At 71.9% G+C, this 24,703-nt stretch carries 21 protein-coding genes; 5 read left to right on the top strand and 16 right to left on the bottom strand.

Going from position 1 to position 24,703, the window contains the following annotated elements; genetic code table 11:
• Window positions 1-34: 34 nt before the first annotated feature.
• A complete protein-coding gene (locus ACFWM2_RS13015; protein ID WP_383277355.1) occupies window positions 35-2,620 on the bottom strand; it encodes a bifunctional FO biosynthesis protein CofGH in 2,586 nt (861 codons plus the stop codon).
• 151 nt (window positions 2,621-2,771) lie between these two features.
• Window positions 2,772-3,620 (bottom strand): TIGR03619 family F420-dependent LLM class oxidoreductase, encoded by an 849-nt coding sequence (locus ACFWM2_RS13010; RefSeq protein WP_383277352.1) that lies wholly within the window; start codon window positions 3,618-3,620, stop codon window positions 2,772-2,774.
• 128 nt (window positions 3,621-3,748) lie between these two features.
• Here ACFWM2_RS13010 and ACFWM2_RS13005 point away from each other — a divergent pair, with 128 nt between their 5' ends.
• Window positions 3,749-5,260 carry a CehA/McbA family metallohydrolase gene (locus tag ACFWM2_RS13005; RefSeq protein ID WP_383277349.1) on the top strand — a complete coding sequence of 504 codons (1,512 nt, stop codon included), beginning with the start codon at window positions 3,749-3,751 and terminating at the stop codon, window positions 5,258-5,260.
• A gap of 37 nt (window positions 5,261-5,297) precedes the next feature.
• On the opposite strand, the gene ACFWM2_RS13000 is transcribed toward ACFWM2_RS13005, so the two are convergent.
• The 7 genes from ACFWM2_RS13000 to ACFWM2_RS12970 all read right to left on the bottom strand — a co-directional run bounded on the left by ACFWM2_RS13000 (window position 5,298) and on the right by ACFWM2_RS12970 (window position 10,970).
• Window positions 5,298-5,699 (bottom strand): hypothetical protein, encoded by a 402-nt coding sequence (locus tag ACFWM2_RS13000; protein WP_383277346.1) that lies wholly within the window; start codon window positions 5,697-5,699, stop codon window positions 5,298-5,300.
• Window positions 5,700-5,721: 22 nt separating this feature from the next.
• Window positions 5,722-6,270 carry a protease inhibitor I42 family protein gene (locus tag ACFWM2_RS12995; protein WP_383277343.1) on the bottom strand — a complete coding sequence of 183 codons (549 nt, stop codon included), beginning with the start codon at window positions 6,268-6,270 and terminating at the stop codon, window positions 5,722-5,724.
• Window positions 6,242-7,825 (bottom strand): peptidoglycan-binding protein, encoded by a 1,584-nt coding sequence (locus ACFWM2_RS12990; RefSeq protein WP_383277340.1) that lies wholly within the window; start codon window positions 7,823-7,825, stop codon window positions 6,242-6,244. Before ACFWM2_RS12990 ends, ACFWM2_RS12995 begins: the two co-directional genes overlap by 29 nt.
• An 11-nt stretch (window positions 7,826-7,836) precedes the next feature.
• Window positions 7,837-8,208: a hypothetical protein gene (locus ACFWM2_RS12985; RefSeq protein WP_383277338.1), complete on the bottom strand. Its 372-nt coding sequence runs from the start codon at window positions 8,206-8,208 to the stop codon at window positions 7,837-7,839.
• 306 nt (window positions 8,209-8,514) lie between these two features.
• The gene (locus tag ACFWM2_RS12980; protein WP_383277335.1) at window positions 8,515-9,231 is read right to left on the bottom strand and encodes a TetR/AcrR family transcriptional regulator; all 717 of its coding nucleotides are present in this window, start codon (window positions 9,229-9,231) and stop codon (window positions 8,515-8,517) included.
• Between the two features lie 20 nt (window positions 9,232-9,251).
• Window positions 9,252-10,169: an SDR family NAD(P)-dependent oxidoreductase gene (locus ACFWM2_RS12975; protein ID WP_383277333.1), complete on the bottom strand. Its 918-nt coding sequence runs from the start codon at window positions 10,167-10,169 to the stop codon at window positions 9,252-9,254.
• A 54-nt stretch (window positions 10,170-10,223) separates the two neighbouring features.
• The gene (locus ACFWM2_RS12970) at window positions 10,224-10,970 is read right to left on the bottom strand and encodes an SDR family oxidoreductase (RefSeq protein ID WP_383277331.1); all 747 of its coding nucleotides are present in this window, start codon (window positions 10,968-10,970) and stop codon (window positions 10,224-10,226) included.
• Window positions 10,971-11,128: 158 nt separating this feature from the next.
• Between ACFWM2_RS12970 and ACFWM2_RS12965 the strand changes: the two genes are divergently transcribed.
• On the top strand, window positions 11,129-11,524 hold the full coding sequence (locus ACFWM2_RS12965) for a nitroreductase/quinone reductase family protein (protein ID WP_383277328.1): 396 nt from the start codon (window positions 11,129-11,131) through the stop codon (window positions 11,522-11,524).
• 51 nt (window positions 11,525-11,575) lie between these two features.
• Here the strand turns inward: ACFWM2_RS12965 and ACFWM2_RS12960 are convergent, their stop codons facing one another.
• The gene (locus ACFWM2_RS12960; protein WP_383277325.1) at window positions 11,576-12,022 is read right to left on the bottom strand and encodes a 4-oxalocrotonate tautomerase family protein; all 447 of its coding nucleotides are present in this window, start codon (window positions 12,020-12,022) and stop codon (window positions 11,576-11,578) included.
• A 115-nt stretch (window positions 12,023-12,137) separates the two neighbouring features.
• Between ACFWM2_RS12960 and ACFWM2_RS12955 the strand changes: the two genes are divergently transcribed.
• Complete coding sequence (locus ACFWM2_RS12955) at window positions 12,138-13,133, top strand: LysR family transcriptional regulator (RefSeq protein ID WP_383277323.1); 996 nt, start codon at window positions 12,138-12,140, stop codon at window positions 13,131-13,133.
• On the opposite strand, the gene ACFWM2_RS12950 is transcribed toward ACFWM2_RS12955, so the two are convergent.
• The 6 genes from ACFWM2_RS12950 to ACFWM2_RS12925 form a co-directional block, all read right to left on the bottom strand.
• Complete coding sequence (locus tag ACFWM2_RS12950) at window positions 13,048-14,499, bottom strand: aldehyde dehydrogenase family protein (RefSeq protein ID WP_383277320.1); 1,452 nt, start codon at window positions 14,497-14,499, stop codon at window positions 13,048-13,050. The two genes, ACFWM2_RS12955 and ACFWM2_RS12950, sit on opposite strands and share 86 nt — an antisense overlap.
• The gene (locus tag ACFWM2_RS12945) at window positions 14,496-16,226 is read right to left on the bottom strand and encodes an amidohydrolase family protein (protein ID WP_383277316.1); all 1,731 of its coding nucleotides are present in this window, start codon (window positions 16,224-16,226) and stop codon (window positions 14,496-14,498) included. Before ACFWM2_RS12945 ends, ACFWM2_RS12950 begins: the two co-directional genes overlap by 4 nt.
• A gap of 350 nt (window positions 16,227-16,576) precedes the next feature.
• Entirely contained in the window at window positions 16,577-17,695 is a 1,119-nt protein-coding gene (locus ACFWM2_RS12940; protein ID WP_383277313.1) for an LLM class flavin-dependent oxidoreductase, read from the bottom strand.
• 97 nt (window positions 17,696-17,792) lie between these two features.
• Entirely contained in the window at window positions 17,793-18,569 is a 777-nt protein-coding gene (locus ACFWM2_RS12935; RefSeq protein ID WP_383277310.1) for an SDR family NAD(P)-dependent oxidoreductase, read from the bottom strand.
• A gap of 33 nt (window positions 18,570-18,602) precedes the next feature.
• Entirely contained in the window at window positions 18,603-19,544 is a 942-nt protein-coding gene (locus tag ACFWM2_RS12930; RefSeq protein WP_383277307.1) for an LLM class F420-dependent oxidoreductase, read from the bottom strand.
• Between the two features lie 133 nt (window positions 19,545-19,677).
• Window positions 19,678-20,925, bottom strand: coding sequence for an amidohydrolase family protein (locus ACFWM2_RS12925; RefSeq protein ID WP_383277304.1), 1,248 nt, complete (start codon window positions 20,923-20,925; stop codon window positions 19,678-19,680).
• Window positions 20,926-21,159: 234 nt separating this feature from the next.
• Here ACFWM2_RS12925 and ACFWM2_RS12920 point away from each other — a divergent pair, with 234 nt between their 5' ends.
• Together ACFWM2_RS12920 and ACFWM2_RS12915 are read left to right on the top strand one after the other, a co-directional pair.
• On the top strand, window positions 21,160-24,102 hold the full coding sequence (locus ACFWM2_RS12920; protein ID WP_383277301.1) for a BTAD domain-containing putative transcriptional regulator: 2,943 nt from the start codon (window positions 21,160-21,162) through the stop codon (window positions 24,100-24,102).
• Window positions 24,103-24,313: 211 nt separating this feature from the next.
• Window positions 24,314-24,553, top strand: a complete 240-nt coding sequence (locus tag ACFWM2_RS12915; RefSeq protein WP_383277298.1) for a hypothetical protein — start codon at window positions 24,314-24,316, stop codon at window positions 24,551-24,553.
• Window positions 24,554-24,703: the final 150 nt, after the last annotated feature.

Below are 24,703 nucleotides of genomic sequence, written 5' to 3'. Positions count from 1 at the left end.
CAGGGGCCGCTGACATCACCGAACCGGTTTTGGTTCAGTCCAACACCGGCAACAACTCCGGCAGATGACCGTCCGACGCCGCAGCCGCACTCCGGCGTTCCTCCGGGACCTCGCCGTACAGGGTGGTGCGGGGCTTCGCCGGGCGTCCTGCGGTTTCGGCGACGGCGATCAGGTCCTTGACGGACTTGTAGGAGCCGTAACTGGAGCCGGCCATGCGGGAGATGGTCTCTTCCATCAGGGTGCCGCCGAGGTCGTTGGCGCCGGAGCGGAGCATTTCGGCGGCGCCCTCCGAGCCGAGCTTGACCCAGCTGGTCTGGATGTTGGGGATGTGGGGGTGCAGGAGCAGCCGGGCCATGGCGGTGACCGCGCGGTTGTCGCGGACGGTGGGGCCGGGCCGGGCGATGCCCGCCAGGTACACCGGGGCGTTGGTGTGGATGAAGGGGAGGGTCACGAACTCCGTGAAGCCGCCGGTCTGCTGCTGGATGCGGGACAGCGTGCGGAAGTGGCCGAGCCAGTGGCGGGGCTGGTCGACGTGGCCGTACATCATGGTCGAGGACGAGCGGATGCCCAGTTCGTGCGCGGTGGTGATCACTTCGATCCAGGTGGCCGTGGGCAGCTTGCCCTTGGTCAGGATCCAGCGGACCTCGTCGTCGAGGATCTCGGCGGCCGTGCCGGGGATCGAGTCGAGGCCCGCCTCCTTCGCGGCCGTCAGCCATTCGCGGATCGACAGGCCGGTGCGCGTGGCGCCGTTCACCACCTCCATCGGAGAGAAGGCGTGGACGTGCATCCCCGGGACGCGCTCCTTCACCGCCTTCGCGATGTCGAAGTACGCGGTGCCGGGCAGGTCGGGGTGGATGCCGCCCTGCATGCAGACCTCGACCGCACCGACCTCCCAGGCCTGCTGGGCTCGGTCGGCGACCTGGTCGAGGGAGAGGGTGTACGCGTCGGCGTCCGTACGGCGCTGGGCGAAGGCGCAGAACCGGCAGCCGGTGTAGCAGACGTTGGTGAAGTTGATGTTCCGGGTGACGATGTACGTGACGTCGTCGCCGTTCACCGACCTGCGGACGTCGTCCGCGATGCGGCACAGGGCGTCCAGGGCCGGCCCGTCCGCGTGCAGCAGGGCGAGCGCCTCGTCGTCGGTGAGCCGGGTCGGGTCGTCGGCGGCCGTCGCCAGCGCCTGCCGGACGTCCGTGTCGATGCGCGAGGGCACCATCCCGGGAGCCGCCGCCTCCCGCAGCGCGCCCCAGTCGCCGTAGACGAGGTCGAAGTCCTCCCGACGGTCGCCGGTGCGCCCCTCGGTGTCGATGGTGCGGTGCAGGTCCGTGCGACCGGACGAGGTGAACGCCTCCTCGGGCTCCTGCCACGGATGCCCCTCGACGACCGCGTCCTCGCGGGCGAGGCCCGTCTCCGGGTCCGCCAGCGCCCGGACGTGCGGCAGCAGCCGCGGGTCCAGCCAGGGCTCGCCGCGCTGCACGAACTCCGGGTAGACACAGAGGCGTTCGCGCAGCTCGAAGCCGGCCTGCGCGGAGTGCTCGCGCAGCAGGTCGATTCCCGGCCACGGCCGCTCCGGGTTCACATGGTCGATGGTCAGCGGGGACACCCCGCCCCAGTCGTCGATGCCGGCGCCGATCAGCCGCCCGTACTCGGCGTCCACCAGGTTGGGCGGCGCCTGGAGGCAGCCGCCCGGCCCCATGATGTGCCGCGCCACCGCGACCGTGGCGACCAGTTCGTCCAGCTCCGCGTCCGGCATCCCGCGCATCGCCGTGTCCGGCTTGGCGCGGAAGTTCTGGATGATCAGCTCCTGGATGCCGTGGTAGGCCCGGGAGATCCGGCGCAGCGCGAAGAGGGACTCCGCCCGCTCCTCGTACGTCTCGCCGATGCCGATGAGCAGTCCGCTGGTGAAGGGGACGGAGGAGCGGCCCGCGTCCTCCAGGACCCGCAGCCGTACGGCGGGCTCCTTGTCGGGCGACCCGTGGTGCGGGCCGCCGGGCTCGCTCCACAGCCGGGTCGCGGTCGTCTCCAGCATCATGCCCATCGACGGCGCGACCGGCTTCAGCCGCTGGAAGTCGGTCCACGACATCACCCCGGGGTTGAGGTGCGGCAGCAGGCCCGTCTCCTCCAGGATGCGGATCGAGATGGCCCGTACGTACGCGATCGTGTCGTCGTATCCGTGCGCGTCCAGCCACTCGCGGGCCTCGGGCCACCGGTCCTCCGGCTTGTCGCCGAGGGTGATCAGCGCTTCCTTGCAGCCGAGTTCGGCCCCCCGGCGGGCGATGTCCAGCACCTCGTCCGGGGACATGAACATCCCGTGGCCGGCCCGGCGCAGCTTGCCCGGCACGGTGACGAAGGTGCAGTAGTGGCACTTGTCCCGGCACAGCCGGGTGAGCGGGATGAAGACGCTCTTCGAGTACGTGATGACGCCGGGGCGGCCCGCCGTCGCGAGCCCGGCGTCGCGCACCCGGGCGGCGGACGCGGCGAGGTCGTCCAGATCCGCGCCGCGCGCCTGGAGCAGCACGGCGGCCTCGTTGACGTCGAGCGCGACGCCGTCCCGCGCGCGTTTGAGCGCGCGCCGCATGGAGTTCGCCGTCGGCCCGGTTCCGGAGGTCTCGGAGGTCGTCATCCTTCGAGCATACGATCGCCGTGATCAGGCCAAACGGGCGCGGCCCGGTGCGTGCCGCCGGACGGGCCCTCCCGGAGTGCCGGCACGGGGCGCTTCGTGCGCTGTCCGTCGCTCCTGGCGTCCACGGCCGCCCCCCTTCCGCACCCGCCGCTCACCGCGTGTACGCGGCGTACTCGTCGAGCACCCGCAGGACGTCCGCCTCGCCGGCGGGCGGGAGTTGCAGGACGACCTCCTCGATGCCCAGCTCCGCGTAGTGCGCGAGTTTGCCCGGGGTGGGCAGGACGGCCGACGGCACGACGTGCAGTGCGCCGGGGTCCCGGCCGGCGTCGGCCCACACGGCGCGCAGGACGGGCAGCGACTCGCTCAGCCCGCGCCCTCCGATGGGCATCCACCCGTCCGCGTACTCACTGATGTGCGCGAAGAGCTTCGGCCCGGCCGCGCCCCCGATGAGCGTGCGCGGCCCGACGACGGGACCGCGCGGCTTCTGTGCGGGTTTGGGATGGGCGTGACTGGCCCGGACGCTCCCGAACGCCCCGTCGTAGGCGGTCGGCTCCGCGGCCCACAGCGCCCGCATCAGCGCCATCCGGTCCCGGCCCAGTTCCCGCCGTGTACGCCAGTCGACGCCGTGGTCGGCGGCCTCCTCCACGTTCCAGCCGAACCCGATCCCGAGGGTGAAGCGGCCTTCGGAGAGGTGGTCGAGCGTCGCGATCTGCTTGGCGAGGCCGATGGGGTCGTGCTGGGCGATGAGCGTGATGCCGGTGCCGAGCCGCAGGTTCCGCGTCACCGCGGCGGCCTGGGCGAGGGCGACGAAGGGGTCGAGGGTGCGCCCGTACGCGCGCGGCAGCGGGCCGCCCGAGGGGTTCGGGGTGGTGCGCTCCACGGGGATGTGGGTGTGCTCGGGCAGGAACAGCCCGGCGAAACCGCGCTGTTCCAGTTCCCGGGCGAGCCGCACGGGGGTGATGGTCTCGTCGGTGAGGAAGATCGTGGTGGCGATCCGCATGAGCCCTTCCTAGCATCAGCGCCGCCAAGTCGAAAGCTGTGGATCCCCTTCCCTTGCACGGGAGTTCACGGCTGAATACCAAGTTGGTACGCGCCACCCCTGTCACTCACCACACCGGGAGCAACAGCATGTGCGAGGACGACCAAGGGATCGGCAGACGCGCCCTGCTCGTGACGGGAGCCGCCGCCGCGCTTACGTTGGGCAGCGTGACCTTCGCGAGCGCGGCCGGTACAGCCGGCGAAACCGAGACCCGAACGGTGCGCGGCACCCTGCCCACCGGTTCACCGGACTTCGTCTATCTGCCGGTCGAAGTGCCCGCCGGCGTACGGGAGATCAGGGTCGCCTACACGTACGACAAGCCGGCGGTCCCGGCCGGGACGATGGCCAACGCCCTGGACATCGGCGTCTTCGACGAACACGGCACCGAGCTGGGCGGCCGGGGCTTCCGCGGCTGGTCGGGCGGCGCCCGCACGGAGTTCTTCATCCGGGCCGACGAGGCGACGCCGGGCTACATCCCGGGCCGGGTCCGCCCGGGCACCTGGCACATCGCGCTCGGCCCGTACACGGTGGCGCCGCAGGGACTGTCGTACGAGGTCACCATCACGCTCACGTACGGCGAGCCGGGCGCGACGCCGCGGCCGGTGTACCCGCCGTCCCGCGCCAAGGGCCGCGGGCGGGCCTGGTACCGCGGCGACTGCCATCTGCACTCCTGGTACTCGGACGGCCGCCGCACCCCGGCGGAGATCGCCGCCCTCGCCCGGGCCGCCGGCCTGGACTTCATCAACACCTCGGACCACAACACCTACTCCTCGCACGCCCACTGGGCGGACCAGGCGGGCGACGACCTGCTGATCATGGTCGGCGAGGAGGTGACCACGCGCAACGGCCATGTGGTGGCCCTCGGCACCGACCCCGGCACGTTCATCGACTGGCGCTACCGCGCCCGGGACAACCGCTTCGGCAAGTACGCCCGGCAGATCCGCGGGGCCGGCGGCCTGGTGGTCCCGGCCCATCCGCACGCCACCTGCATCGGCTGCAACTGGAAGTTCGGCTTCGGCGAGGCGGACGCGGTCGAGGTGTGGAACGGCGCTTACACACCGGACGACGAGGTGGCGCTGGCCGACTGGGACGGCATGCTGGTCGCGTCCGTGCGCGAGGGGCGGGACTGGATCCCGGCCATGGGCAACAGCGACGCCCACCGCGACCCCGACCCGGTCGGCACGCCGCAGACCGTGGTCCTCGCCGAGGATCTGACCCGGGACGCCATCCAGGGCGGCATCCGGGCCGGCCACTCGTACGTGGCCGAGTCCAAGGACGTGTCGCTGACCTTCTCGGCGGCCGGCCCGAAGGGCGAACACGCGGGCATCGGCGAGCGGTTGCGGGTGGCGGCGGATGCCCCGGTGACCGTCAGCCTGTCCGTCACGGGCGCCCCGGGCTGCACCCTCCGCTTCGTCACCGACCAGGGAGTCCTCTTCACCTCACCGGCGGTGGACGCGTCCGGCGCCGGCACGGCCCAGTGGCGTACGACGGCGGCGTACGCGTCGTACGTCCGCGCCGAGGTGCGTCACCCGGCGCAGGTACCGAGCCTCCCGGGCCCTCTGGCGGCGTTCACCAACCCGGTCTTCCTCGGCCGTCCGTGACGTCCCGGTCAGCCGGGGTCGTCGGTGACGGTCCCGGTCAGCCGCGGGCTCTCTCCAGCTGCCGCAGCTCGATGACACTGGCGACGGCGCGCAGCCAACGGGCGGCGGTGTCGTCGGCGGCGACACCGCCCACGATCTCGGTGGCCGCCTCCAGCCACGCGCGGACCACGGCCGCCGCCTCGGGGCGCGGCAGCGGCTCGGGCAGCTCCGCCGCGTAGCCGAGGCCGCCGGCGCGGACGGTGTCGGCGAGGAAGGCGACCGAGCGCGGCTGGGTGCCGAGGCGGTCGAGGACCACCGCGGCGCCCGCGACGCCGTCGCCGAACAGCGCGGTGCGCCGGGGGCCTGCGGGTGCGGTGAGGCCGTAGCGCAGCAGGACGGAGACGTCGAGCCGGGCCAGTTCGTCGTCGGTGCGGGCCGGGGGGTGCGGAGTGGGGTTCATGGCGAGCCTCGGTTGTCTCGTCTCAGCTGACGGTGACGGTGTAGGTGACGCGCTCGGGCTCGGGGGACGAGGAGGGCGTGGCCTTCGCCGATGAGGTCGAGGAGGGCGTGGCCTTCGCCGACGGCGTCGCGGAGGTCGTTGCGGTCGGGGAAGCGGTGTCCGTCGCCGACGCGGTCGGGGAGGCGGTGCTGTCGTTGCAGGTGTTGAACGTGCAGTGCAGCAGCACGATCTCGGTGCTGCCCTTGCCGGTGGCCTCGAAGGTGAAGACGAGGTGACCGCCGCTTCCGGGCGCCGGCTCGTCGGAGTCCGACTCGTAGCGGTTGCCCCGGCTGCGGACCACCGAGCTGTCGGGCTTCGGGTCGGCCAGGTACCAGTGCTCGCGGGTGGAGGCGTTCTCGTTGACGGCGAGCGTGAAGCGCTCCCCGACCCCGGCGGTGATGCTGCTGTCCGCGACGGGGTGGCTGGTGGGTTCGTCCGTGCCGCCCCCGCAGCCCGCGACGAGCGTGAGGAGCGCGGCCGCCGCGACGGCGCCGCCGCCCCTGCTACTGCGGGACGTAGACCTGGTACGCATTGGGGAGATCACTGCTGGATGCCTTACCCATGTTGCCGTTGATGAAGTCGTCTTCGCTGACCCAGGTGGTCGTGCCCCAGGGGTTGTAGACCTGCAGCATGTCGCCCTCCTGGGCGATGATGGTCATCGCGTGGGCGCCGTTGCTGCCCGAGACGTCGACCGGCACGGGGCGCCCCTCGGCGACCGCCTTCTCGACGTCGGTGAGCACCGCCCTGCGCTCGTCCGCGTTGTTCAGGTCGTGGCGCTGGTAGTCGTTGCCCGTGGCGCTGCCGATGGCGGAGTCGGCGATGCGTTCCTGGCCGTCCTGGCCCATGCCGCCCCAGTTCTTGCCGCCGTCGCCCTCGGTGTGCAGCCGGTGCTGCTCGGCCACCAGACGGTCCCTGAAGGCCTTGGGATCGTCCTCCTGTCCGCTGGGGCCGCCGGTGAGGTCGAGGGCGTAGAGCGGGTCGACGATGGCGCGGGCCGTGACGGTGGACGAGGCCACACACGTGCCCTCCGAGCCGTTGCCGCCCTGGATCCACGCCTGGCCGTCGAACGTGACGTAGTCCTTGTTGTTGTTGGAGCCGTCCTTGGCCAGGCCCTCGTCGTCGAGGCTGTCCGCCTCGGTGACCACCGGCGTGAGGTGCCGGCGCATCCATTCGGGGTCCTTGCCGTGGATCTTGCCCTGGAACGCCTCGATCTCCTGGACGCTGTGGCCCGAGGCCAGGGCCTTCATCAGATAGGCCCGCTCCTGCGCGCTGTCCGAGTGCGACAGCATCCGTTCCATGGCCGCCTCGTCGTCGAGGTTCAGCCCGTCCATGCGCCGGGCGGCGCGCTCCAGGTCGCCGGCCGAGAGGATCTCGTTCATCTCGGGATCGCCGTCCACCGCGCTGGTGTCGGCGAGCATCAGCCGGTCGACGGCGGTCAGTTCACTGGTGTCCAGCTTTCCGGCGCGGGCCTCGGAGGTCCACTTGTTGAGGTCCCGGGCCGCGATCCGGACGGCCTCCTCCTCGGATACGGCGGCCGCGTGCATCAGCCCGACCCCGTCGGAGGCGAAGAAGCGGGCCGTCAGCCGGTCGTTCTCCTCGTCGTCGTTCTCGTGCAGGTCGTCGAAGAACCCGTCCCTGCCGCCGAGTTTGGTCTTGGCGTCCTGCAGCTTCCCGCGGCCGTCGTGGTCCTGCTTCTGTGCGTCCTTGACCGCGTCGGCCAGTGTGAGCAGCACCAGCGCGCCGCCCTGGAACGCCTCGGCAAGCTGTGTCGCGGCGCGGGCGGCGGCGGCCACCACGTCGGAGGCGAGGACGCTCGTGTCGCCGACCCAGACCTCCGGCAGGCCCTTGCGGGACACCCTGTCGACCCGGTCGTACACGTCCCCGGCCTTGTCGACCTGGTCGCGGTAGCGCTTGCTCAGCGTCTCCAGCGTCCCCACGTCGCCCTTCGGGGCGGACACGGAGAGGGCGCTGTCGATCAGATCCAGCAGATCGTTCTTGCTGCCGGCCCTGGGGATGGACTCGCAGAGTCCGGCCAGCCATGCGCGGCGTCCGGCCGGAGTGTCCGCCGGCCGCAGAAATCCCGTCATCGTCGGAGCCCTCAGTAGCTCGACAGGGCCGAGGGGCGCCCGGCGTTCGTCGACGTGGTGGTGAGCCGGCTCTCGCCGACGGTGACGCTGTTGGTCTGCGTCTCGACGAGGGAGTCGCTGCCGGAGTAGGCCCCTTTGGCGAGCCGCACCTTGTCGCCGAGCTCGTGCAGCGCCGACTCCAGCGTGTGGGCTTCCGCCTCCCACGCGGTGGCGAACGAGTTGAACGCCGTCGAGGCGTCGGAACCGCCCAGGGCGTCCGCCGAGTAGCACATCGCCGGCGTGACGGCCGTGCGGATCTTCCCCGCTTGGTCGCCCGCGCCGTCGAGCTCCTTGGCCGGGCCCGACATGCCCGACTTGACCTGGTAACCGTCCGAAGAGACCATCTGTTTCCCCCGATCCCGTCCCCGTGCCGCCCGCGCTGTCGGCGTGGGTGCCCGGGCCGGGCCATGCGACCGATCTTGACCGTGCGGGGGAGGCTAACACGCGGCGGACACACCGGCGTCCCGGATCACACGCCTCCCACACGGCTCACACACGATCCACGTCGCGCCGCTCCCGGGAGCTTTCCTGGGGACTGCCTGAGGACTTCCTGGGGGCTCCCTGGGAGCTCGCTCGGGACTCCGCGGGCTCCCGGCAATCGCGGCGCAACCGGCGGTCCCGGCGGTCCCGGCGGTCCCGGAACAAGGGGTCTACTCCCGCGGCCCGTTGGAGAGTCTGTCCAGCCATTCGGTCAGCAGGGTTCCCTCGGCGGGGGTGAGCGCGGGGCTCGGGGAGCGGCGGAGCAGCGCGCCCAGCGAGGCCGCGGTGGCGGGCACACCCACCTCGCCTCCGCCGGCCGGGGAGGCGGCGCCCGCGGCCGTCACCTCCGGGGTGAAGATCACCGCGTGGACGGCGTCGCGGACGCGCCGCGAGATGGTCGGGTCGTCGAAGGTCGCCGGGCGGGAGACCAGCATCAGGGCGACCCCGACGTTGGCGGACATCACCAGCTGCGCCGCCAGCTCCGGCGTCAGGCGCAACTTGCCCTGCTCGGCGGCCCGTTGGAGGTCGGAGGTGAGGATCCGGTGGGCCTCCAGGGCGGCGGCCGGCGGGGTGCGCATCGCCGGGGAGTTCATCAGCCGGTAGAGGTTCGGGTTGCGCAGGGCGAAGTCGGTGTGGGTGTCCCAGCCGTCCCGCAGGTCCTGCACGGGATCCGTACCGGGGCTGCGCTCGCGCTTGGTCGCCAGGTACTTGCCGAAGCCGTGGTCGACGACCGCCGACAGGAGGCCCTCCTTGTCCCCGAAGTGGCGGTAGAGCGCGGGTGCGCCGACGCCCGCCGCCTCGCACACGGCCCGGGTCGAGACGTCCCCGTCCGGGGACTCGGCGACCAGGGCCGCGGCCACTTCGAGAATGCGCGCTTTCGTACTCACGGGAGCGACGCTACCCGCCGTCACGCGGGCGACGCCGTCCGCCCGCCGACCGGGTGCGGGGCCAGCAGGTCGGCCAGCCCGATCCGGGTGAGGAACTCGGCGCGGATGCGGTCCGCGACCCGGCTGACCTCCTCGGACCCGTCGTTCGCGGGGTCGACATGGACCCGGAAGGGGCGCTTCCCGTGGGGGGTGTCGACGATCTCGACGATCGCGTCGGCCACCAGGGAGACATCGGCGTCGGCCGGCGCCAGCGCGGCCAGGCGCTGGGCGACCTGGTCCATCAGTCCCGCGTACCGCTCCTCGTACGCGGGGATCACGGTCCGCTCGGCGGGGTGGCCACCGGTGGCGAAGTGGTTGGTGCCGGAGGTGAAGGCGCCGGGCACGACGATGCTCGTCTCGATGCCGAAGCGGGCCAGCTCGGCGGCGTAGGACACGGCGAGTGCGTCCATCGCAGCCTTGGCGGCGAAGTACGGCGCCAGGTAGGGCGGGGTGCCGCCCCGGCTGGAGGTGGATCCGACCCACAGCACCAGGCCGTGCTCCTGGGCACGCAGAGGGGGCAGGGCGGCCCGGTTGACCCGCTGGGTGCCCAGCACGTTCGTGTCGTAGACCGCGGCCAGCTCCTCGGGGGTGAAGGCCTCCGTCGGCCCGGTCACCATGTGGCCCGCGTTGTGGACGACGACGTCGAACGCGCCGGCCTCGGCGAGGATCGTGCCGACGGCCGCGTCCGCCGACTCCTGGGAGAGGACGTCGAGTTCGACCGTCCGCAGCCGCACGCCGTGCTCGTTGGCGTACGCCTCGGCCTGTGCGACACGGTCCGCGTTGCGGCCGCCGGTGTCACGCATCGCTGCGTAGACCGTGTGGCCGGCCCGGGCCAGCGCGCGGGCGGCGAGTGCACCGAACCCGGATCCGGCGCCGGTGATGACGATGGTCTTGCCCATGGCAGAACTCCTTTGAACAGTGCGGCACTTGACGGTTGGCGGGACGCCCCTCGCTCAGGCGATGCCGCCGTTGGCGCGGACCACCTGGCCGTTGACCCAGCGGCCGGGGCCGGCGAGGAAGGAGACGACCTCGGCGATGTCCTGCGGCGTGCCGAGGCGCTCCAGCGGCGGCTGGGCGGCCATCCGCGCGACGGTCTCCTCGTCCTTGCCGTCCAGGAACAGCGCGGTGGCGGTCGGGCCGGGCGCCACCGCGTTGACGGTGATGTCACGGCCGCGCATCTCGCGGGCCAGCACCAGGGTCATGGCCTCGACGGCGCCTTTCGTGGCGGCGTACCCGCTGTAGCCGGGCAGGGCGAGGGCCAGCACGGAGCTGGAGAAGTTGATGATCGCCCCGCCCTCGCGCAGCCGGCGGGCGGCCTGCTGGTCGACGACGAAGGTGCCGCGGATGTTGGTGCGGTGCATCCGGTCCAGGGCGTCGAGGTCGGTGTCGACCAGCGGGGCCAGGGTCATGACGCCCGCCGCGTGGACGACCACGTCGACCCCGCCGAAGGCGGTCTCGGCCGCGTCGAAGAGGGCGGCGACCTCGGTCTCGTCGGCCACGTCGGCGCGGCAGGCGATCGCCCTTCCGCCGTTCTCCGTGATCGTGGCGACGGCCTTGTCGGCCTCGGCCTGGTTGCCCGCGTAGTTCACGACGACGGCGAATCCGTCGGCGGCCAGGCGCTCGGCCGTCTCCCGGCCGATCCCGCGGGACCCGCCGGTGACCACGGCCACCCGGGGGGAGGTGCTGGACTGCTCGCTCATGACGTTGCTCCCGTCGCAGCTGGGGTTGCGGTGCGCACCCCGACGAGAACAACGCTAACACCAATACGTTAGCAACGCTACCCAGGAGCCGTAGCGTCGCTACGGTCAGCCGGCTGGAGTACGTTCACACCGGCAGCGGACCGGGAGAAGGAGCACGCATGTCGCGTCAGCACGAGGTCAAGTTCCGGGCGGTCACGGCCTTCCAGCGGCGGATCGCCAATCCGCTGCTGCGCCGGGTGCCGTTCCAGACCCTTTTGGAGACCACGGGCCGCACCTCCGGCCTGCCGCGCCGCACCCCCGTCGGCGGGCGCCGCGTCGGACAGGCCTTCTGGCTCGTCTCCGAGTACGGCGAGAAGTCCCAGTACGTACGCAACATCAAGGCGAACCCGCAGGTCAGGGTAAGAGTCAACGGCCGTTGGCACGCGGGCACGGCCCATCTGATGCCCGCGGACGACCCCCGCGCCCGGCTGCGCACCCTGCCCCGCTTCAACAGCACCGCGGTCAAAGCCTTCGGCACCCAGCTGCTGACCGTGCGGGTGGATCTGGAGGGCTGACCGCCCGGCACGAGCGAACGGGCCGTGCCGGTACGCGGCGGTGCGGAGCGCTCAGTGAGCGGGCGGGTCGGTCGGCCCGTCCCCGCGCTCGCCCCCGTCCCCGTGCCCGTGCCCGGCCGGATGGTAGAAGGCGAACTGGGTCGCGCCGTTGTAGCCGTAGCTCTCGGGATGCAGTTCGTGCAGGGCGACGCCGGCGCGGGGCAGGGGGCCGAGCACCTCCGCCAGCAACTCCCCCGCACCGGCGATGAAGGCTGCCTTCTCCGCGGCGCTGTTCGTCCCCAGGGTGATACTGGCCTCGACGTGCGCGTCACGGCCACTGGTCAGCGGCTTGCCACCGACGTAGTAACTGCCGGCCTGCACCAGGTTGATGTGGACGACGGTTCGGGCGGCGGACTTGCGCAGGACCGAGACGGCCAGGCCTGTCAGCCCTTCGGCGAGGGCGCGGCGACTGTCGGCGGGAAGGTCGGGGTCGGGCACGGTGACCCGGAAGTACGGCATGGCTCTCCTCTGCAGGAAGGGGGAGTTCCGCCGGAGTCGGCGGCCCGGGACCAGCCTCGCCAACCCGGCAGCATGAATCCAACGCATACCCGTCATAGACACATGAGGCCGACGCATGACCGTGAATCTTCCCCAGCTCCGGGCGTTCCTCGCCGTCGTCGACACGGGCGGCTTCGGCGCGGCCGCCGCCGAGCTGGGCATGAGCCAGTCCGCGGTGTCACATGCCGTGGCCTCCCTGGAACGCGAACTGGCCGCCCCCCTGTTGATCCGCACCACCCCGGCGCGGACCACGGCGCTCGGAGAGCGGGTCCTGCCGCACGCCCGTATCGCGCTGTCGGCGGCCCGGACCGTGGCAGAGATCGCGGCCGACGCGGCCGAGACCATGACCGGCACCGTGCGGCTGGCCGCCACACCGACCGTCTGTCAGGGGCTGGTCCCCGGCCTGCTCCGGCACTGGGGCGAGGACCAGCCGCTGATCACGGTGCGGGTCTTCGAGGGGGACAGCGCCGAGATCTCGGCCTGGCTGGATACCGGGACGGCCGATGCCGCCGTACTGATCGACCCGCCGCCCGGCCCCGGCATCCAGCTCGCCGAGGACGGCTACCGGGCCGTGCTGCCCCGGGACCACCCTCTGGCGGGCGAGCCGCTCGTCGACATCCGCGACCTGGAGGACGACGAGTTCCTGATCTCACCCAACGGCTGCGAGGCCCGCATCCGTACGATCCACGACCGGGCCGGGCTGCGCTTCACGCCCACGCACCGGGTACGGGATCTGGCGACCCTGATCAGCATGGTGCAGGCCGGAATCGGCGTGACCGTCCTGTCCGAGGTGTCCCGTTCCCTGATCCCCGCCGACCTGGTCCTGCTGCCACTGGCGCCCCGGACCTCACGCCGCCTGGTACTCACCGGTCCGCAGGGCCGCCCCTGGCATCCGGCGGTCCGCACCCTGGCGGAGTCGGCCGCCGGTCATCTGGCCCGGTCCGCCTCCCGGTCGCCGGACGCCGAAGCCGTCCCGGACAGCGGCGTCAGCCCGCCCACACGATCGACTGCACCTCGCTGTACGCGTGCAGGGCGTACGAGCCCACGTCCCGGCCCACTCCGCTCTTCTTGAAGCCCCCGAACGGAGCCTCCATGTTGCGGCCGACGGTGTTCACGCCGACCCCGCCCGCCCGGAGCCGGCGGGCGACGCGGAAGGCACGGGCCACGTCGGCCGACCAGACGTAGTCGATCAGGCCGTAGTCGCTGTCGTTGGCGAGGGCGATGCCCTCCTCCTCGTCGTCGAAGGGGACGACCACGACGACGGGCCCGAAGATCTCCTCCCGGACGACCCGCATGTCGGGGGTGCAGTCGGCGAGCAGGGTCGGCGCGACGTAGAACCCCCGCTCGTAGGGCGGCCGTTGACCGCCTGCGACCACCCGCGCGCCCTCCTTCCGGCCCAGTTCGACGTACGACTCGACGCGGTCCCGGTGGGCCGCCGAGATGACCGGGCCGACCACCGTGCCCCGTTCCCGCGGGTCCCCCACCTTCAAGTGGCTTGCGTAAGCGGCCAGTTGTTCGACGAGGCGGTCGTGCAGCCCCCGCTGCACCAGCACCCGCGTCGGCGCCGTGCAGATCTGCCCGCTGTAGAACGAGAACGTGGTGCCGATCCCGGCCACCGCCGACTCCACGTCCGCGTCGTCGAAGACGAGTGCCGCGCCCTTCCCGCCCAGCTCCATGAGCTGCCGTTTCATCCCGCGCCCGCAGACCTCGGCGATCCGCTGCCCGACGGCGGTGGAACCGGTGAAACTCACCATGTCCACGTCGTCGCTGTCGACCGCGGCCTCGCCGGCCCCCGCCCGCGAGCCGCTCACCACGTTCACGACCCCCGGCGGAACGCCCGCCTCCGCCAAGGCCTCCGCCATCCGGTACACGGACAGCGGGTCCTGCGGGGCGGGCTTCACTACCACGGTGTTGCCCATGGCGAGGGCCGGCGCGATCTTGCCCGCCGGGTTGGCCCAGGGGTTGTTGTACGAGGTGATGCAGGTGACCACGCCGACGGGCTGGCGCACGGCCAGCGCACCCAGCACGGCGGCCTTCCCGAAGGGGCCCGCCTCGTTGATCTGCGGCGGCAGCGCCTGCTCCACGGGCTCGGGCCGCGCGTACCGCCGGAAGCGGGCCATGCCCACGCCCACCTGCATGCCGCGTGCGGTGCCGGTCGTGGCGCCGCTCTCGGCCTGCGCGAGTTCGGCGTACGGCACGAAGTTGCGCTGGATGATCCCGGCCGCCCGGTCGAGGACGGCGGCGCGTTCCTCGGCGGGCGTGCGCGACCACGCCCCGAAGGCCTCGCGGGCCGCGGCGGCGGCCGCGTACACCTGCTCCCGCGAGGCTTCCGGCGCCAGCCCGACGACGCCCTCGGTCGCCGGATCGATCACCTCGTAGAACCCGTCGTCCGGCGCGACCCACGCCCCGCCGATGAACAGCCGTTGTCCCTCGGTCACTTGGTGCTCACCGTCCTGGTGTCCCGCCCCGACCGCAACACCTTTCCCGGCACGGCACCGCTCACCACGTCGTCCCGGATCGCCTCGACTCCGTTGACCCACACGGCTTTCACGCCGAGCGCCCTGGCGTCCAGCCGCGGGCTGTCTCCCGGCAGGTCGTGCACCAGGGTGGCCTTGCCCGCGTCGATCCGCTCCGGGTCGAAGAGCACGAGGTCCGCATGGAATCCCTCCCGCAGCCGTCCGCGCTCACGCAGCCCGAAGAGCCGCGCCGGATCGTCCGTCAGCATCTTCACCGCCTGCTCCAGCGACACCAGCTTCCGCCCGCGCAGACAGTCCCCGATGAACCGGGTGGTGTACGGGGCTCCGCACATGCGGTCCAGATGGGCGCCCGCGTCGGAGCCGCCGAGCATGACGTCCTCGTGCCGCCAGGTCTCCTGCCGCAGCGCCCACGAGTCGGGATCGTTGTCGGTGGGCATCGGCCACAGCACCGTACGCAGCTCGTCGTGGGCGCAGATCTCCACGAGGCACTGGAACGGCTCCTGGCCGCGCTCGGCCGCGATGTCGTTCACGACCCGCCCGGTCAGGCCCTCGTTCGCCGCGCTGTAGGTGTCGCCGATGACGTACCGCCCGAAGTTGGCCAGCCGCCGGAACACCCCGGCCTCCTTGCTGCCGGCCCGGCGCAGCATCCCGGCCCGTACGTCCGGGTCGCGGAGCTTCTCGATCCGCTCCGGCACCGGCAGACCCAGGACCTCCCCCCACCCGGGGATCAGGTTCAGCGCGCAGAAGGTGCCCAGCGACATGTTCATCGGCGTGAGGATCGGCATGGTGAGCGCGACGATGCGGCCACCGGCCTTGCGGGCCCGCTCGCTCGCCTCCAGCTGCCGGGGGACGCGCTCGGGCACGGCGGCGTCGATCGTCAGGACGTTCCAGTTCAGCGGCCGGCCCGCCGCCGCGCTCATCTCCACGAACAGATCGATCTCGTCGTCGCTGAACTGGTCGAGGCAGCCGGCCACGATCGCCTCGATCTGGGTTCCCTCGTGGTCGCCGACGGCCCGGGAGAGGGCCAGCAGTTCCGCGGGCTTCGCGTGCCGGGAGGCGACCGGTTTCCCGTCGCCGTCGGAGTGGGTGGAGGACTGGGTCGTGGACAGCCCCCAGGCTCCGGCCTCCATCGCCTCGTGGAAGAGGGTGAGCATCTCCCCGAGCTGCTCCTCGCTCGGCTGCCCGCCGACCGCGTCCGCGCCCATCACGTACCGCCGCAGCGCGCAGTGCCCCACCATGAAGCCCGCGTTGACGGCGATCCGCCCTTCCAGGGCGTCCAGATACTCCCCGAAACTGTGCCAGTTCCAGGGCGCGCCCTCCTCCAGGGCGACCAGGGACATGCCCTCGACCTTGGACATCATGCGGCGCGTGTAGTCGGCGTCATCGGGGCGGCCGGGATTCAAGGGGGCCAGGGTGAAGCCGCAGTTGCCGCCCGCGACGGTCGTCACACCGTGGTTCAGCGACGGGGTCGCGTACGGGTCCCAGAAGAGCTGGGCGTCGTAGTGCGTGTGGGGGTCGACGAAGCCGGGGGCGAGCACGAGCCCGGCAGCATCCTCCGAGGTCCGCGACGACTCCCCGACCGACCCGATCACGGCGATACGCCCGTCACGTATCCCCACGTCAGCGGTATACGCGGGCGCCCCCGTCCCATCCACCACGGTCACACCCTTGATCAGATGGTCGAGCATCTCCAACCCCTTCTCTCACATCCCTCACCAGAGCCCCGTCAGAGGCGCGGGAAACGCCGCGACCGGCCCCGTCAGGGGCGCGGGAAACGGCGCGCCCAGCCCCGTCAGGGGCGCGGGAAACGGCGCGCCCAGCCCCGTCAGGGGCGCGGGAAACAGCGCGCCCAGCCCCCACCCACCCACCCACCCACAGCCAAGCGCCTCCCCGCCCCACCAGGGGCAGAACCGACCCCGAAGGGGTCAAGGGCGCGGGGAACTGCGCGCCCAGCCCCAACGCACCCGCACCCGCACCCGCACCCGACAGGGAGCCGCCCCCGCAAGGACCGCCCCGCAAAACCCAGCAACGCGCCCCGTCAGGCCGACTGACGGAACCGCGACGTCCGGTGGACAGGATCCGTATCGATCTTCGGAATCACGTGCTCCCCGATCAACTTGATCGACTGCAACGTGTCCTCCCGAGAGATCCCGATCGGCAGCCCGAAGGACAGCTGATCCGCCCCCGCCTGCTCCCACCGCTTGCACTGCGTGAGCACCTCGTCCGGGTCGCCGCAGATCAACAGCTCCTCGGCGATGAGGAGTTCGATGATCTCCTCGTTGAACTCGGGCAGCGTCTCGGGCCACACGGGGAACCCGTCGGGCCGCGGGAAGGTGTCGTGGTAGCGGAAGACGAGCGACTGCAGGTAGTGCAGTCCACCGCCGGCCGCGATCCGCACAGCCTCCGCGTGCGTCGGCGCGCAGATCGCCGTCGACGTCACCATCACGTTGTCGTTGACGAAGTCCCCGACCGGCTCGGCCTCGACGATCGCCGTCTTGTACTGCTCCAGGACCCACTCCATGTCGGAGACCTTCTGCACACTGAAGCCGAGCACCCCGAGCCCCTTGCGGGCGGCCATGGCGTACGAGGGCGGCGACCCGGCGGCGTACCACATCGCGGGGTGCGACTTCCCGTACGGCTTGGGCAGGATCTTCCGCGGCGGCAGCTGCCAGTGCTTGCCCTGGAACCCGACGTACTCCTCCTGGAGCCACATCTTCGGGAACTCGGCGATGGTCTCTTCCCAGATCTCCTTGGTGTAGTTCATGTCGGTGACGCCCGGTATGAAGCCGAGGATCTCGTGCGATCCGGCGCCGCGCCCGGACCCGAACTCGAAGCGTCCCTCGCTGAGATGGTCGAGCATGGCGACCTTCTCGGCGACCTTCACCGGGTGGTTGACCTGGGCGAGCGGGTTGAAGATCCCGGAGCCGAGGTGGATGCGGTCGGTGGCGTGGGCGAGATACCCGAGGAAGACGTCGTTCGCCGAGAGGTGCGAGTACTCCTCCAGGAAGTGGTGCTCGGACGCCCAGGCGTACTTGAAGCCGGACTGGTCCGCCTGGATGACGTACTCGGTCTCCTCCATCAGCGCCTTGTGCTCCGCGAGTGGATCCGTCTCGGCGCGCTTGCCCACGTATCCCTGTACAAAGAGCCCGAATTCCAAGGAGGTTCACCGTCCCCACGTCTTAGCTGACGTACCGTCAGATTCTCTGCGCCGACTGTTGCACCGCGCCCATGCACCGTCAATAGCTGACGCTCTGTCAGATAACGCTCACGCCCGCCAGCCAGCCGCCGTCGATCACGAAGGGCTGCCCGGTGATGTACGAGGAGTCCTCACCGGTGAGGAAGAGGGCGAGCTTGGCCACCTCCTCCGGCTGTCCGATCCGCCCGAGCGGCACGAGCTTGCTGTACAGCTCGTCGAGCGCCTGGGCGGTCTCCTCGGTGTTGGCGGCGGGGTCGAGCTGCGAGGGGTTGCTCATCGCCGTGTCGATGGCGCCCGGGCAGACGGCGTTGACGCGGATCTTCCGGCCGGCCAGTTCCAGGGCGGCCACCCGGGTCAGCCCGACGATGGCGTGCTTGGTCGCCGTGTACGCGCCGACGTACGCCATCCCGGTCAGACCCGCGTACGAGGCGGTGTTCACGATGGTCCCGCCGCCCGCGGCCGTTATCTCCGGCGCCACGGTCTTGATCCCCAGGAAGACCCCGACCTGGTTGACCTGCACGATCTGCTGGAACTCGTCGAGGGGCGTGCTGACCAGCTCGTTGAAGCGCAGGATGCCCGCGTTGTTGACCAGCCCGTCGATCCGTCCGTACGCGCTCCCCGCGGCGGCGACGGCCGCGTGCCAGTCGGCCTCCTGACTCACGTCGAGATGGACGTATCGCGCCCCCAACTCCTTGGCCAGCGCCTCCCCCTGGTCGTCGAGCACGTCCGCGATGACGACCCGTGCGCCCTCCGCGACGAAGAGCCGCGCCTCCTGCTCACCCTGCCCGCGCGCCGCGCCGGTGATGAGGACGACCCGTCCGTCGAGCTTGCCCATGGCATGACTCCCTGAGTGAGGTGGGACACGGCTTCAGTCGAGGTGGGGCGCGACCCCGGCGCCGAACGCGGCCATCTGGTCGGTGAGTTCGGCCCGGCTGCGGCTGCGGAACCGCACCTGGATCTGGTGCACCCCCATCGCCCGGTACGCCCGCAGCGACTCGGCGAGCGCGTCCGGCGAGCCGCTGAGCGTGCGCCGCCCGACGTCCCAGCCGGGCGCACCCACGTACAGCGGTTCGGTGATGGCCCCGACGGCGATGGGGTCGGTGACGCCCGCCTCCGCCCGGAGCCGGTGCAGCCGGGCGATCTGATCCGGGAGCCGGTCGCGGGGATCGCCCTGCGGCAGCCAGCCGTCGCCCCGGACGGCCGCCCGGCGCACGGCGGCGGGCGAGGAGCCGCCGATCCAGACCGGAACCCGGTCCTGCGCGGGACGCGGCCGCTGGCCGAGCCCCTCGAAGTCGTACAACTTGCCGTGATGGACCGGGTATTCATCGGGCCCGAGCGCGGCGCGCAGGGCGTCGATGGACTCGTCGAGCACCGGGCCCCGCCGCTCGAAGTCCACCCCCAGCGCTTCGAACTCCTCCTGCACGTGCCCGGCGCCGACCCCGAGGACCAGCCGGCCGCCGGCGAGGTGGTCGAGGGTCGCGTACTGCTTGGCGGTGACCAGCGGGTGCCGCAGCCCGACGATCGCGACATGGCTGAGCAGCCGCACCCGCTCGGTCACGCCCGCCAGGAAGGCGAGGGTGGCAACCGGGTCGTACCAGATGGTGCTCATGGCACCCGCGAGCCGCCGCGGGATGGCGACGTGATCGCAGCTCGCGAGGTACGCGAAGCCGGCCCGGTCGGCGGTATGGGCGATCTCGACGAGGTCGTCCGGGCCGGCCTCGGCCTCCCAGCCCTCCGCGTAGATGGTGCTCTGCGACTGGACGGGGAGTTGCATCCCGTACACCAGTCGCTCTTCCGGCAACACCCACATGGGCACGCACCCCTTATCTGACGGGCCGTCATACAGCAGCCATGCAATGCTCCTTGCTGACGGGTCGTCAGACAAGGGGCGTGCGGGGTTTCGCGGCGCCCGCGGCCGCCGAGCCGGTTCTCGGTCCGCCCCTTCACCGCGCCCAGAGGCCGTCATCCGTCAGACCCAGCAGCTCGATGGCGTTGCGCCGTACGATCCGGTCGACCACGTCCGCGTCCAGGTGTCCCATCTGCGCCTCGCCGACCTCACGGGACTTGGGCCAGGTGGAGTCGGAGTGCGGGTAGTCGGTCTCGTACAGGACGTTCCCGACACCGATCGCGTCGAGGTTTTTGAGCCCGAAGGCGTCGTCGAAGAAGCAGCCGTAGACGTGCTCGGTGAAGAGCTCGGACGGCGGCCGGTGCACCTTGTCGGCGACCCCGCCCCACCCCCGGTTCTCCTCCCAGACCACGTCGGCACGTTCGAGGATGTAGGGGATCCACCCGATCTGTCCCTCGGCGTACATGACCTTCAGGTTCGGGAAGCGCTCGAACTTCCCGCTCATCAGCCAGTCGACCATCGAGAAGCAGCAGTTGGCGAAGGTGATGGTGGATCCGACGGCGGGCGGGGCGTCGGCGGAGGTCGACGGCATCCGGCTGCTGGAGCCGATGTGCATGGCGATGACCGTGCCGGTCTCGTCGCAGGCGGCGAGGAAGGGGTCCCAGTCGTCGGTGTGCACGGAGGGCAGCCCCAGGTGGGGCGGGATCTCGGAGAAGGCCACCGCGCGGACGCCACGGGCGGCGTTGCGCCGTACCTCCTCCGCCGCGAGCCGGGCGTCCCACAACGGGATCAGCGTCAGGGGTATCAGCCGGCCCCCGGCCGCCGGGCCGCACCACTCCTCCACCATCCAGTCGTTGTAGGCCCGCACCCCCAGCAGTCCCAGCTCACGGTCCTTCGCCTCGGTGAACGTCTGGCCGCAGAAGCGCGGGAAGGTCGGGAAACAGAGCGCCGACTGGACGTGGTTGACGTCCATGTCCGCCAGCCGCTGCGGGACGTCGTACGACCCCGGGCGCATCTGCTCGTAGGTGATGACCTCGAGCTTGATCTCGTCGCGCGAGTAGCCGACGGCGGTGTCGAGACGGGTCAGCGGGCGGTGCAGATCCTCGTACACCCACCAGTCGCCGATCGGGCCGTCGTCGCCCGGGCCGCCCATGACAGGCGCGAACTTGCCGCCCAGGAAGGTCATTTCCTTCAGCGGCGCGCGGACGATGCGCGGGCCGCTGTCCTGGTACTTCGCCGGGAGCCGGTCCCGCCAGACGTCCGGGGGCTCCACCGTGTGGTCGTCCACCGAGATGATCCTCGGGAAGGCGGTCGAGGGACTCTCCGTGCTTTCCGTGGTCTCCATACGGCTCACGGTAGCGCCGATCTGACGGCCCGTCAGCTGGTCGCGACCCGCTCGCCGCCCCGCCCGTATTCCCGTCCGCGGCGAGCGAGTCTGTGCGGATGTGTGGGGAGAGTGTGTGAGGACCTTGTGGTGCAGGGCCCCGGCCCCTGTGATCGCTGTCTCCCACGGCTGACGCATCCGCCATGAACAAGGCAAACTGGCCTCGTTGTCATGACGGTCGGCAGGGGGACAGCGATGGACGGTGTACCGCGAGTGCCGGAGCAGCGGGGCCCCGAGGACTCGGTGGCGCTGCGCTTCGGCGTGCTCGGCCCGGTGCGCGCCTGGCGCGGGCCGGAGTCCTTGCCCATGGGTTCCCCGCAACAACGCGCTCTGCTTGCCGCCCTGTTGCTCCGCGAGGGCCGTACGGCGACGGCCGCCGAGCTCATCGACGCCCTGTGGGGCGAGGAGTCGCCGTCCCAGGCGCTGGCCGCCGTCCGTACGTACGCGTCCCGGCTCCGCAAGGTCCTGAACCCCGGTGTCCTGGTGAGCGAGTCCGGCGGGTACGCCCTGCGCCTGCCCGACCCCGGCGCACTCGACCTGGCCCGCGCCCAGCAGCTCGCCACCGACGCCGAGAAGGCGAAGAGCACCGGGGACCTGTGCCAGGCCCGCGGCCTGCTGAACGAGGCGCTGGCCCTGTGGGACGGGGAGCCGCTGGCCGGCATCCCCGGTCCGTACGCGGACAACCAGCGCACCCGCCTCGACGAGTGGCGCCTGCAACTCCTGGAATCCCGCCTCGACATGGACCTGGAGCAGGGCTGCCACGCGGAGGCGGTGTCCGAGCTGACCGTCCTCACGGCGGCGCATCCGCTCCGGGAGCGGCTGCGCGAGCTGCTGATGCTCGCGCTGTACCGCTCGGGTCGCCAGGCGGAGGCCCTCGCGGTCTTCGCGGACACCCGGCGGCTGCTCGCCGACGAGTTGGGCATCGACCCCCGCGCCGGACTGCGGGAGCTCCAGCAGCGCATCCTCCAGGCGGACCCGGGTCTCGCGGAACCGTCGGCTCCGGCCGCCGAGCCGACGTCCGCTCCCGTACGTCCCGCCCAACTCCCGGCAACCGTTCCGGACTTCACCGGCCGGGCGTCCTTCGTGTCCGAGCTCGGCGACGTGCTCGCGTCCGCCGAGGGGCGGGTGATGGCGGTCTCCGCCCTGGCCGGGATCGGGGGCGTGGGCAAGACGACCCTCGCCGTGCACGTGGCGCACCAGGCACGCGGAGCCTTCCCCGACGGGCAGCTGTATGTGGACCTCCAGGGCGCCGGGGCGCGGGCGGCGGAGCCGGAGACGGTGCTGGGCGCTTTCCTGCGGGCCCTCGGCACCACGGATTCCGCCATCCCCGACTCCTTGGAGGAGCGCTCAGCCCTCTACCGCTCGGTGCTGGACGGCCGCCGGGTGCTGGTCCTGCTGGACAACGCCCGGGACGCCGCCCAGGTACGGCCGCTGCTGCCCGGCACCGAGGGATGCGCGGCGCTGGTCACCTCCCGGATACGGATGGTCGACCTGGCCGGCGCGCACCTCGTGGACCTGGACGTCATGTCCCCCGAGGAGGCACTCCAGCTCTTCACGAAGATCGTCGGCGTGGAGCGGGTGGCGTCGGAACGCGAGGCCGCGCTCGACGTGGTCGCCGCCTGCGGCTTCCTCCCCCTCGCCATCCGCATCGCCGCCTCCCGGCTGGCCGCGCGCCGTACCTGGACCGTCTCGGTGCTGGCCGCGAAGCTCGCCGACGAGCGCCGCCGGCTGGACGAACTCCAGGCCGGCGACCTGGCCGTCAAGGCCACCTTCGAACTCGGCTACGGCCAGCTGGAGCCGGCCCAGGCGCGCGCCTTCCGCCTGCTGGGCCTGGCCGACGGCCCGGACATCTCGCTGGCGGCCGCCGCCGCGGTCCTGGACCTGCCCGCCGAGGAGACGGAGGACCTCCTGGAGTCCCTCGTCGACACGTCCCTGCTGGAATCCGCCGCCCCCGGCCGCTACCGCTACCACGACCTCGTCCGCCTCTACGCGCGCGCCTGCGCCGAGCGCGACGAGCATCCCCCCACCGAGCGCGACGCCGCGCTCTCCCGCCTCCTCGACTTCTACCTGGCCACGGCCGCGGGCGTGTACGCCATCGAGCGCCCCGGGGACCGGCTGGTGGACCATCTGGAGCCGACCGGCACACCGGGCCTGGCCTTCGCGAACCGGCAGGCCTCCTGGGACTGGCTCTACTCCGAGGCCGTACCCCTGCTCGCCTGTGTACGGCAGTCGGCCGGTCCCCGGACCCTGCGGCGCGCGATCGATCTGCTGTGGGCGGCCGTCGACCTCGCCGAGTCGGGGGCCAACTCCAAGGAGTACGAGGCCGCCGCGGCGGCGCTGCGCGACGCTGCCCGGGAGACGGCGGACACCCGCGCGGAGGGACGGGCCTGCGTCGTTCTGAGCAACGCCCGCCTCTTCTCCGGGGTGTTCGACCAGGCGTACCGGGAGGCGCAGCAGGCGCTCCAGCTCGCCGAGGCGGCCGACGACCCGCTGCCCACCTGCTGGGCCGCGAACATCCTCGGCAGCATCGCCTTCTACCAGAGCCGTCACGAGGACGCCGAGGGGCACTTCAGCCGGGCCATCGAGCGGTTCCGCGGCTGCGGCGACATGGCCGGTTCGGCGAGCCCGCTGTGCAACCTCTCGCGCCTGCATCTCGCCACCGGCCGCGCCGACAGCGCCGTCGTCCTCGCCCGCCAGGGCACCGAGATCTACGAGACCCTGGGCCACTCTCTCCGGGTGGCCAACGGCCGCTACGCCCTCGGGATGGCGCTCGGCAAGAGCGGGCAGCACGCCGACGCCTCCGCGCAGTTGGAGGAGGCGCTGCGCATCTTCCGCGGCAGCCGGCAGCGGCTGTGGGAGGGCATGGCCCTGTGCCGGCTCGCCGAGGTCGACCTGGACGCCCGTAAACCGGCGCGGGCGGCGAGCAACGCCGAAATGGCCCTCACGGTGCTGCGGGGCATCGGCGGCGAGTGGCGCCGCGGCAACGTCCTGACGGTGCTGGGCAGGGCCCTGGACGGCATCGGCCAGTCCGGCCGGGCCCAGGTCTGCTGGCGCGAAGCCCTGGAGATCTACGAGAAGTTGGGCTCGCCTGAGGCAGCCGAGGTGCGCACGCACCTCACGCCGATCGCGGCCGCTTAGCGGTCCGCCAGGGGCGTTCATCGTTCGTTTATCGCGGCCAGGCAGTATTTCCTTTGTCGATCCGTCGCGTCGGGGGGCAGACGGACCGCCGGTGAAGGTCGCCTGGCTCGCAGTCCAGTAGGCGGCCCGAGTGGCCCGTCCGACCGCCCTCGGGGGAGCGGCCGGACGGGCTCTCAAGTCCAACCAGTGCCACAACAGGGGAGGCAGCAACATGAGCGCCACGGAGCAGGACGGCCCGGTCGTCGGACCCGACAACACCCACGTCACGGGCGGGGAGGCGGACGCGGGGGACATCAGGCCGCTCAACACCCACGTGACCGGCAGCCCGATCAAGCCGCTGAACACGCACGTGACCGGCAGCCCGATCAAGCCGCTCAACACCCACGTGACCGACGAGGACGACGGCGAGACCACGCCGGACAACACACACGTGACGTCCGAGCCCAGCTAGACCTTCACCCACACGGGGATCGGCCGCGGCGGCGCGGAGGGGGAGCCGCCGCGGCCGAAGTGTGTCCGGGGCGCGGGCTGTTGGAGCCGCGCGCCGGCGGGGACCCAAGGTCCGTTTTTCCGACCCACCTGCCATGGGGGTTGCCCAGAG

The organism is Streptomyces sp. NPDC058371, from assembly GCF_042723265.1.
Taxonomy (GTDB): domain Bacteria; phylum Actinomycetota; class Actinomycetes; order Streptomycetales; family Streptomycetaceae; genus Streptomyces.
Note: the sequence above shows the minus strand (reverse complement) of the source record. Positions and strands in the feature narration are given on the sequence as shown.

Excerpts from the sequence above, each read along its gene's own strand:
- ACFWM2_RS12960 (WP_383277325.1), bottom strand. The coding sequence starts at position 12,022 with ATGCCGTACTTCCGGGTCACCGTGCCCGACCCCGACCTTCCCGCCGAC.
- ACFWM2_RS12920 (WP_383277301.1), top strand. The coding sequence starts at position 21,160 with ATGGACGGTGTACCGCGAGTGCCGGAGCAGCGGGGCCCCGAGGACTCG.
- ACFWM2_RS13005 (WP_383277349.1), top strand. The coding sequence starts at position 3,749 with ATGTGCGAGGACGACCAAGGGATCGGCAGACGCGCCCTGCTCGTGACG.
- ACFWM2_RS12990 (WP_383277340.1), bottom strand. The coding sequence starts at position 7,825 with ATGACGGGATTTCTGCGGCCGGCGGACACTCCGGCCGGACGCCGCGCA.
- ACFWM2_RS12995 (WP_383277343.1), bottom strand. The coding sequence starts at position 6,270 with ATGCGTACCAGGTCTACGTCCCGCAGTAGCAGGGGCGGCGGCGCCGTC.
- ACFWM2_RS13000 (WP_383277346.1), bottom strand. The coding sequence starts at position 5,699 with ATGAACCCCACTCCGCACCCCCCGGCCCGCACCGACGACGAACTGGCC.
- ACFWM2_RS12970 (WP_383277331.1), bottom strand. The coding sequence starts at position 10,970 with ATGAGCGAGCAGTCCAGCACCTCCCCCCGGGTGGCCGTGGTCACCGGC.
- ACFWM2_RS12935 (WP_383277310.1), bottom strand. The coding sequence starts at position 18,569 with ATGGGCAAGCTCGACGGACGGGTCGTCCTCATCACCGGCGCGGCGCGC.
- ACFWM2_RS12915 (WP_383277298.1), top strand. The coding sequence starts at position 24,314 with ATGAGCGCCACGGAGCAGGACGGCCCGGTCGTCGGACCCGACAACACC.
- ACFWM2_RS12945 (WP_383277316.1), bottom strand. The coding sequence starts at position 16,226 with ATGCTCGACCATCTGATCAAGGGTGTGACCGTGGTGGATGGGACGGGG.
- ACFWM2_RS12965 (WP_383277328.1), top strand. The coding sequence starts at position 11,129 with ATGTCGCGTCAGCACGAGGTCAAGTTCCGGGCGGTCACGGCCTTCCAG.
- ACFWM2_RS13010 (WP_383277352.1), bottom strand. The coding sequence starts at position 3,620 with ATGCGGATCGCCACCACGATCTTCCTCACCGACGAGACCATCACCCCC.
- ACFWM2_RS12925 (WP_383277304.1), bottom strand. The coding sequence starts at position 20,925 with ATGGAGACCACGGAAAGCACGGAGAGTCCCTCGACCGCCTTCCCGAGG.
- ACFWM2_RS12985 (WP_383277338.1), bottom strand. The coding sequence starts at position 8,208 with ATGGTCTCTTCGGACGGTTACCAGGTCAAGTCGGGCATGTCGGGCCCG.
- ACFWM2_RS13015 (WP_383277355.1), bottom strand. The coding sequence starts at position 2,620 with ATGACGACCTCCGAGACCTCCGGAACCGGGCCGACGGCGAACTCCATG.
- ACFWM2_RS12955 (WP_383277323.1), top strand. The coding sequence starts at position 12,138 with ATGACCGTGAATCTTCCCCAGCTCCGGGCGTTCCTCGCCGTCGTCGAC.
- ACFWM2_RS12975 (WP_383277333.1), bottom strand. The coding sequence starts at position 10,169 with ATGGGCAAGACCATCGTCATCACCGGCGCCGGATCCGGGTTCGGTGCA.
- ACFWM2_RS12930 (WP_383277307.1), bottom strand. The coding sequence starts at position 19,544 with ATGTGGGTGTTGCCGGAAGAGCGACTGGTGTACGGGATGCAACTCCCC.